This is a genomic window from Lentzea sp. NPDC051208 (assembly GCF_040682435.1).
Classification (GTDB): Bacteria; Actinomycetota; Actinomycetes; order Mycobacteriales; family Pseudonocardiaceae; genus Lentzea; species Lentzea kristufekii.
In genome coordinates this window covers 161,714-168,344 of sequence record NZ_JBFBAW010000018.1, presented here as the reverse complement: position 1 = coordinate 168,344, position 6,631 = coordinate 161,714, and the positions used below count along the sequence as shown (strand labels likewise).

Here is a 6,631-nt window from a genome sequence, read left to right as displayed (position 1 = left end):
GATCCACGGCGGCGACTGACCCCTCCTCACGACCAAACATGATCCACATCGGACGCGCTGCCCGCCAGCAAGTTGATCATTCTGTTAGGACCTCTAAGCCAGAAGGCGTTGCAACTGACGGGTTTCGGCGCTGTCGAGGCGCGGATCGGACGTCAGGATCGCGTGCTGCAGTGACTGCAGGCGCGACGAGGGCTCGACGCCGAGCTCCTCGATCAGGGTGTTGCGCAGGGCTTTGAACGAGTCGAGCGCCTGCCACTGCCGGCCCGCGCGGAACAGCGAGATCATGTACTGCGCGCACAGGTTCTCGTTCATCGGGTTCTGCACGGTCAGCACGGACAGCTCGCTGAGCAACGCCTTGTGCTTGCCCATCCGCAGCTCGGCGTCGATGCGTGCTTCGAGCACGCCCAGCCGTGCTTCCTCCAGGCGCACGATCTCGATGCCGAGTGGCATGCCGGGCCGCACGTCCACGACCGCGGCGCCGCGCCACATCTCCAGCGCCTGGCGCAGCAGCCGGGAGGCCGAGGCGTAGTCCTCGACGTCGTAGGCCTGCTGGCCCGCGCGGGAGAGACGTTCGAACTCGTGCACGTCGACGGCCTCCGGCGGCACGTCGAGCAGGTAGCCGCCGTACCGGGTGACCAGCACTTCCTTCGCCTCGCCCGCACCGGACGTCGCCAGCGCGTCGCCGATGAGCTTGCGCAGCTGCAGGATGTAGGTCTGCAGGGTGGTGCGGGCGCTGCGCGGCGGGCGGTCGCCCCACAGCTCCTCGATCAGCGTGGGAACGGACACCACCTGACCGGAGTGCAGCGCGAGCAGCGCCAGGATCTGCCGTGGCTTGGCCGCGGTTGGCGTCACCGAGCGACCGTTCACCTTGGCCTCGACGGGCCCCAGGACCTTGATCTGCATCGCGACCCCTCCTTCGGTTCCAAGCACGGGATTAGTCTGCTCGGCCCAACGGCGCCGCGTTAGTGCACAGGCCATCGATGTCAGGTGAGTTCTGCCCGTGCCGGGTATGAAAACTTCATACGAAGGCGCATTAGCCGGTAACTACCGATCCATTAGCGCTGGTCCGCATCATTACCCACAACAAATCACACGCAAACATCGGAGCTGAACATGTACCCCACCGTCACCGTGGAGCACTTGTCTTCCGTCACCACCACCCTCGACGACTCCGACGACATGAAGATCTACCAGTTCGACCGTGAGGCCTCGGCGGACTTCGCGATCGACTTCGCCTGGACCTCGTGCCGCCCCGGCACGTTCTGCGAGTCCACCGAGGCTCTCGCGGCATGAGACCCGAACTGGCCGAACCGGACGAGCGACGCATCGGTTTCCGGCGCCACCTCAGACCGCAGATCGTGCGCGGCGAGGCCGTGTACCTGATCGGCGAGTCCGGGGTCACCGCGATCCAGGGCACGCACGTCGAGTCGCTGGCTCCGCTGCTCGACGGCACACGTGATCTCGCCGCCGTGCTGCGCGACCTGCCCGCCGGGCTGACCGAGGACACGGTCAGCCGCATGCTCACCAAACTCGCCGCGGCCGGCCTGATCGGCCGGCGCTGCGAGGAGGACGGTTCGGCCACGACCGAGGCCACGCTCGCGTACTGGGACGCGGCCGGCCTCGACCCCGCGGACGCGGTGTCGGCGACAACGACGTCGCTGATCTCCGTCGCCGCGATCGGGGACATCGACCGGGACGCGCTGGTCGACGCCCTGCACCGCAACGAACTCACGGTCACCTCGGGGAGTGGCGACCTGACGGTCGTGGCGTGTGCCGACTACCTGGCGCCCGAGCTCCGCGACATCGACGACGCCCACCGCAGCGCCGGCAAGCCCTGGCTGCTGGTCAAGCCCGTGGGTGCGGAGGTGTCGGTCGGTCCCTTCTTCACGCCGGGCGACGGCCCGTGCTGGCGTTGTCTCGCGGCCAGGCTGTCCGCCAACCGCAAGGCGGAGGCGCACGTGCGACGCAGGTGCGGGCAGCAGGGTCCCGCGCCGCGGCCGCTCATCGGACTGCCGTCGCTCACCGCGATGGCACTGGAGATCGCGTCCGTGGAGACCGCCAAGTGGCTCGCCGGCATCAGGCAGGACACGCAGGGCTCCATCTGGAACTACGACAGCCTGACCATGAAGGTCACGCAGCACGAGGTGCGGGTCCGCCCGCAGTGCCCGGGCTGCGGCGACCCCGGCACCGTCGCGCGCAGGGCGTTCGAGCCGGTCGAACTCGCCAGTCGCGTGAAACACTCCTGCGACGGCGGCGGCCACCGGTCGTCGCCGCCGCAGGAAGTGCTCGACACCTACCAGCACCTGATCGGCCCGGTCACCGGGATCGTGAAGGAGATCCGCCGCAACGACAGCGGTCCCGACTTCTTCAACTCGTTCCGGTCCGGCTCGAACATCGCCGCCGGCGAGGGCATCGAGGGGCTGCGGTCGGCGTTGCGCGCGGACACCGGCGGTAAGGGCGTGTCACCGCTAGATGCCCAGGTCGGGGCCCTGTGCGAGGCCGTGGAACGACGCAGCGGCGCGTTCGTCGGCGAGGAGGCGCGGGTCTCCGGCAGCTACCGGTCGCTGACGGACCGGGCGATCCACCCCGACACCGTGCAGCAGTACCACCCGCGCCAGTTCGCGGGCCGTGCCGGGTGGAACGCGGCGCACTCGAACTTCCAGCACGTCACCACTCCGTTCGACGAGGACGAGGTGATGGACTGGACGCCGCTGTGGTCGCTCACCGAACGACGGCACAAGCTCCTGCCCACCGGCATGCTGTACTTCGGCGCCCCCTGCCCGCCGAGCGTCACGGCCAACTCCAACGGGTGCGCGGCCGGCAGCAGCCTCGAAGACGCTGTGCTGCAAGGGCTCCTGGAACTCGTCGAACGCGACGCGGTCGCCATCTGGTGGTACAACCGCACTCCGTTGCCGGGCATGGACCTGGACTCGTTCCGCGACCCGTGGATCACCCAGAACCGCGACGTGCACGCGGGCCTCGGCCGCGAGGTGTGGCTGCTCGACGTCACGGCGGACCTCGGCGTGCCGGTGATGGTCGCGGTGTCGCACCGCACCGGCGGGCCGCGGGAGGACATCATGCTCGGCTGCGGGGCGCACCTGGACCCGCGGATCGCCGCACGGCGAGCGCTCACCGAGCTCAACCAGTGCATGCCGATGGTGTGCGGGGCCTCCGACCTGAACGGCCTCGACGTCGACGTCCGGAACTGGTTCGAGAACACCAGGATCGCCGACCACCCGTGGCTCGCTCCCGACCCCTCACGCCCGGCGCGCGACGTCCTGCACCACGGCTACACCCACCGGGCGGACCTCGTGGACGACGTCCGCGCCATCCAGGGCACTCTCGAAGCCAAGGGGATGGAGGTGCTCGTCCTCGACCAGACCAGGCCGGACATCGGGCTTCCCGTCGTCCGGGTGGTCGTCCCGGGACTGCGGCACTTCTGGTCGAGGTTCGCTCAAGGGCGCCTCTACGACGTACCTGTACAACTGGGGAGACTGCCAAGGCCGCACAGGTTCGACGAGCTCAACCCCATCCCACTGTTCATGTGACTGCCCAGAGCGGAGGCGCTGTGGTGCCCACCCAGTCGCACATCCCGGCCGGCCGGCCGCTGTGGTCGTTGCTGGAGGACACGTTCGTCGACGAGGGGACCGAGCACCTCACCGTGTACGGGAGGTGGGGCGCGATCGAGATCGCGGACACCAGCCCTCTCGTGCGCGAGGCGTTGCACCGCATGAGCCTGGGCCCGGTGGCGCTGGAGAACATCTCCGCGCTGCACGAGAACTTCGTGCGCTGGAAGACGGGCTCCGGGCCGTGCCTGATCTGGCGCAAGCTGAAGAGCACCCTCGACCAGCTGGGTGGCTGCGTCGTGCCGTCGCTCGGCCTCAACGACGGCGCCGGGCCGATCCTGTCGGTCGTGGCGGTCACCCGTGACGCCGTGTTCGCGTTGCCGCGCATCGAGGACGACGAGGTCGTCACCATGCGGCCGCGCACCGAGATCGAGCGGCTCAACGGGGACCAGGCGCTCGCCTGTCCCGGACTCGCCTACCAGGCGATCCTGCACAGCGCCCCGGCGACGGAGATAGCGAAGTCGTTGCTGCACACCGAGACCACGGTCACCCAGGTCGCGGATGCGTTGCAGGTGGAGAAGACCCTGGTGGGAGATGTCGTCGCCTACCTCGCCGGAGCCGGGCTCGCCGTCGTCCAGAGGCGTTGAGCCGCCGCCATGTTGCTCCGATCGAGGATCGCAAAACACGAGACTTCCCAGGAAGCGCCCGTATCATGGCCGCGTCCCGACCCTCGTGTGGGAGCTGCCGCTGTGACGCTACGACAGGAACACTCGTCCGTGTCCCGTCGGTTGGCATACGTCGTCATCAGCGTGGTCTTCGCCAACTACCTCGGCAACGCCTTCTCGTACGTGCTGCAGGCCGGCGCGACCCCCGTGCGCATCGCGACCTCGCTCGCCTGCCTGATCACGATCGGGTTCCTCCAGCTGGGGGTCTTCAGCCGGCCGGGGGCGGACCTGCGCTCCGGCCGGGCGTACCTGGCGCTGGGCGTGATGGCCGGACTGGTCTACGTGCCGTTCTCCTTCTTCCCGAACGCCTGGCACGGCATGCCGGGGTTCCTGGCGGGCAGCGCCTTGCTCGTCCTGCCGGGCCGCGTGCGGTGGTTCGTGTTCGCGGCGGTGGCCCTCAGCAACGGCCTGATCAGGGCGCAGTACGTCGACGACCCCGCCCAGCTGGCCTACTACGTGGTGTCGGCGATGGTCGCCGGCATGGTCGTCTACGGCCTGTCGCGGCTCCCGTCGCTGGTCAAACAGCTGGAGACGGCCCGTTCGGAACTCGCCGACCTCGCGGTGTCGCAGGAACGGCTGCGGTTCGCCCGCGACCTGCACGACCTGCTCGGCTTCAGCCTGTCGGCGATCACGCTGAAGGTCGAACTGGCCATCAGGATGCTCGGCACCCAGACCGAACGCGCCACGCGGGAGCTGGTCGAGATCCTCGGCATCGCGCGCGAGGCCCTGGCGGACGTGCGCGCGGTGGCGTCGAGCTACCGCGAGCTGTCGCTGACCGACGAGATCGAGTCGGCGCGGTCGGTGCTGACCGCCGCGGGCGTGCGGACCACGATCGAGGCGGACCAGCTCGACCTCTCACCCCGGTCCCGCACGGTGCTCGCGACCGTGCTGCGCGAAGGCGTGACGAACCTGCTGCGGCACAGCGACGCGACCCGCTGCACGATCACGATCTCCGGCACCGACCGGCTGGCGTCGATCGACATCGTCAACGACGGCGCCCCCGCCGAAGCCGGTGCCGAGCGCGGCAGCGGCCTGACCAACCTGGCCACCCGCGCCACCGCCATCGGCGGATCCCTGCTCGCTCAGACGACCTCGGGCGGCGGCTACCGGCTGCACGCCGAGGTGCCGGTCGACCCGGCACCGGAGAAGCCGGCGAAACCACCGCGCTTCGCGGGACCGCTGATCGCGACGCGGTTCGCCCAGGTGCTGCTCACGGCCGTGGTCATCGGGTACGCGGCGATGGCGATGACGCTCGTGACGTACTACCCGATCGGTGTCGCCGGCATCGAGGCCGCGGCGGCCGGCATCGTCGGCACCGTCGCGCTCGTGCTGGGCGTGGTGGTCCGCCCGCACCTGCGGCTGAGCCTGCCGCTGCGCGTCGGGGTGCTCGCCGGGCTGGCGGTGTGCGTCTACGTGCCCCCGCTGGTGTTCGGCAACCCCTACCTCGCGGGCGTGCCCGGATTCCTCGCCGGAGCGGGACTGCTGCTGCTCCCCCGCCTGGCCGGGTGGATCGCGTTCTTCTCCGTCGTCGTCCTGCAGGGGACGATCTACAGCCTGCTCGGTGAGAACACCGTGGCCATCTTCTACGCCGTGATCGCGACGACGAACCACGGCCTCGTGCTGTACGCGCTGACCCGGCTGCGGTCCATGGTGAACCAGCTGCACGAGGCGCGCGAGGAGCTGGCGACGGCGGCGGTGACGCAGGAACGCCTGCGGTTCGCCCGCGACCTGCACGACCTGCTCGGCTACAGCCTCTCGGCCATCACGCTCAAGAGCGAGCTCACGCACCGGCTGGCCACGATCGACCCCGGCCGGGCACGTCAGGAGCTCACCGAGGTCCTGGAGATCTCCCGGCAGGCGCTCGCGGACGTCCGCTCGGTGGCCCTGAGCTACCGCGAACTGTCCTTCGACGAGGAGACCCAGTCGGCGCAGGCGCTGCTGTCCGCGGCCGACATCGACGTCACCGTGCGGATCGACGCGTGCGACCAGTTGCCCACGGAGGTGAAGGTGACGCTCGCGACCGTGCTGCGCGAAGGCGTCACGAACCTCCTGCGGCACAGCAAGGCCGAGCACTGCGAGATCGTGCTCTCCAGCTCGCGGCACCTCGTCACGATGGACATCACCAACGACGGGATCCCCACGATCGAGCGGAAGTCCCGTGACGGCAGCGGAATCGGCAACCTGACCACCCGCGTCCGCGCGCTCGGCGGCGACCTGCAGGCCGGGCTCACGCCCGAGCACACCTACCGGCTGCGCGCCGAGATCCCGTTGCCGCTCAACTGAGGTCCGCGAGCGCCACCTGAGTGCCATCATGCGCACTCGTGGGGGCGGCGGAGGTGA

The 6,631-nt window shown here is 69.6% G+C and carries 5 protein-coding genes; 4 read left to right on the top strand and 1 reads right to left on the bottom strand.

Going from position 1 to position 6,631, the window contains the following annotated elements:
* Positions 1-93: 93 nt before the first annotated feature.
* Positions 94-903 (bottom strand): AfsR/SARP family transcriptional regulator, encoded by an 810-nt coding sequence (locus tag AB0M48_RS35560; RefSeq protein WP_363850304.1) that lies wholly within the window; start codon positions 901-903, stop codon positions 94-96.
* A gap of 210 nt (positions 904-1,113) precedes the next feature.
* Between AB0M48_RS35560 and AB0M48_RS35555 the strand changes: the two genes are divergently transcribed.
* The 4 genes from AB0M48_RS35555 (at position 1,114) to AB0M48_RS35540 (ending at position 6,574) form a co-directional block, all read left to right on the top strand.
* Positions 1,114-1,293 (top strand): hypothetical protein, encoded by a 180-nt coding sequence (locus AB0M48_RS35555; protein WP_363850301.1) that lies wholly within the window; start codon positions 1,114-1,116, stop codon positions 1,291-1,293.
* A complete protein-coding gene (locus AB0M48_RS35550; RefSeq protein WP_363850298.1) occupies positions 1,290-3,548 on the top strand; it encodes a TOMM precursor leader peptide-binding protein in 2,259 nt (752 codons plus the stop codon). Before AB0M48_RS35555 ends, AB0M48_RS35550 begins: the two co-directional genes overlap by 4 nt.
* Before the next feature lie 20 nt (positions 3,549-3,568).
* Complete coding sequence (locus AB0M48_RS35545) at positions 3,569-4,213, top strand: hypothetical protein (protein WP_363850295.1); 645 nt, start codon at positions 3,569-3,571, stop codon at positions 4,211-4,213.
* 129 nt (positions 4,214-4,342) lie between these two features.
* Positions 4,343-6,574: a histidine kinase gene (locus AB0M48_RS35540; protein WP_363850293.1), complete on the top strand. Its 2,232-nt coding sequence runs from the start codon at positions 4,343-4,345 to the stop codon at positions 6,572-6,574.
* Positions 6,575-6,631 lie beyond the last annotated feature (57 nt).

Bases quoted from the DNA above. Each gene is read 5' to 3' on its own strand.
- AB0M48_RS35555 (WP_363850301.1), top strand. From the start codon at position 1,114: ATGTACCCCACCGTCACCGTGGAGCACTTGTCTTCCGTCACCACCACC.
- AB0M48_RS35560 (WP_363850304.1), bottom strand. From the start codon at position 903: ATGCAGATCAAGGTCCTGGGGCCCGTCGAGGCCAAGGTGAACGGTCGC.
- AB0M48_RS35550 (WP_363850298.1), top strand. From the start codon at position 1,290: ATGAGACCCGAACTGGCCGAACCGGACGAGCGACGCATCGGTTTCCGG.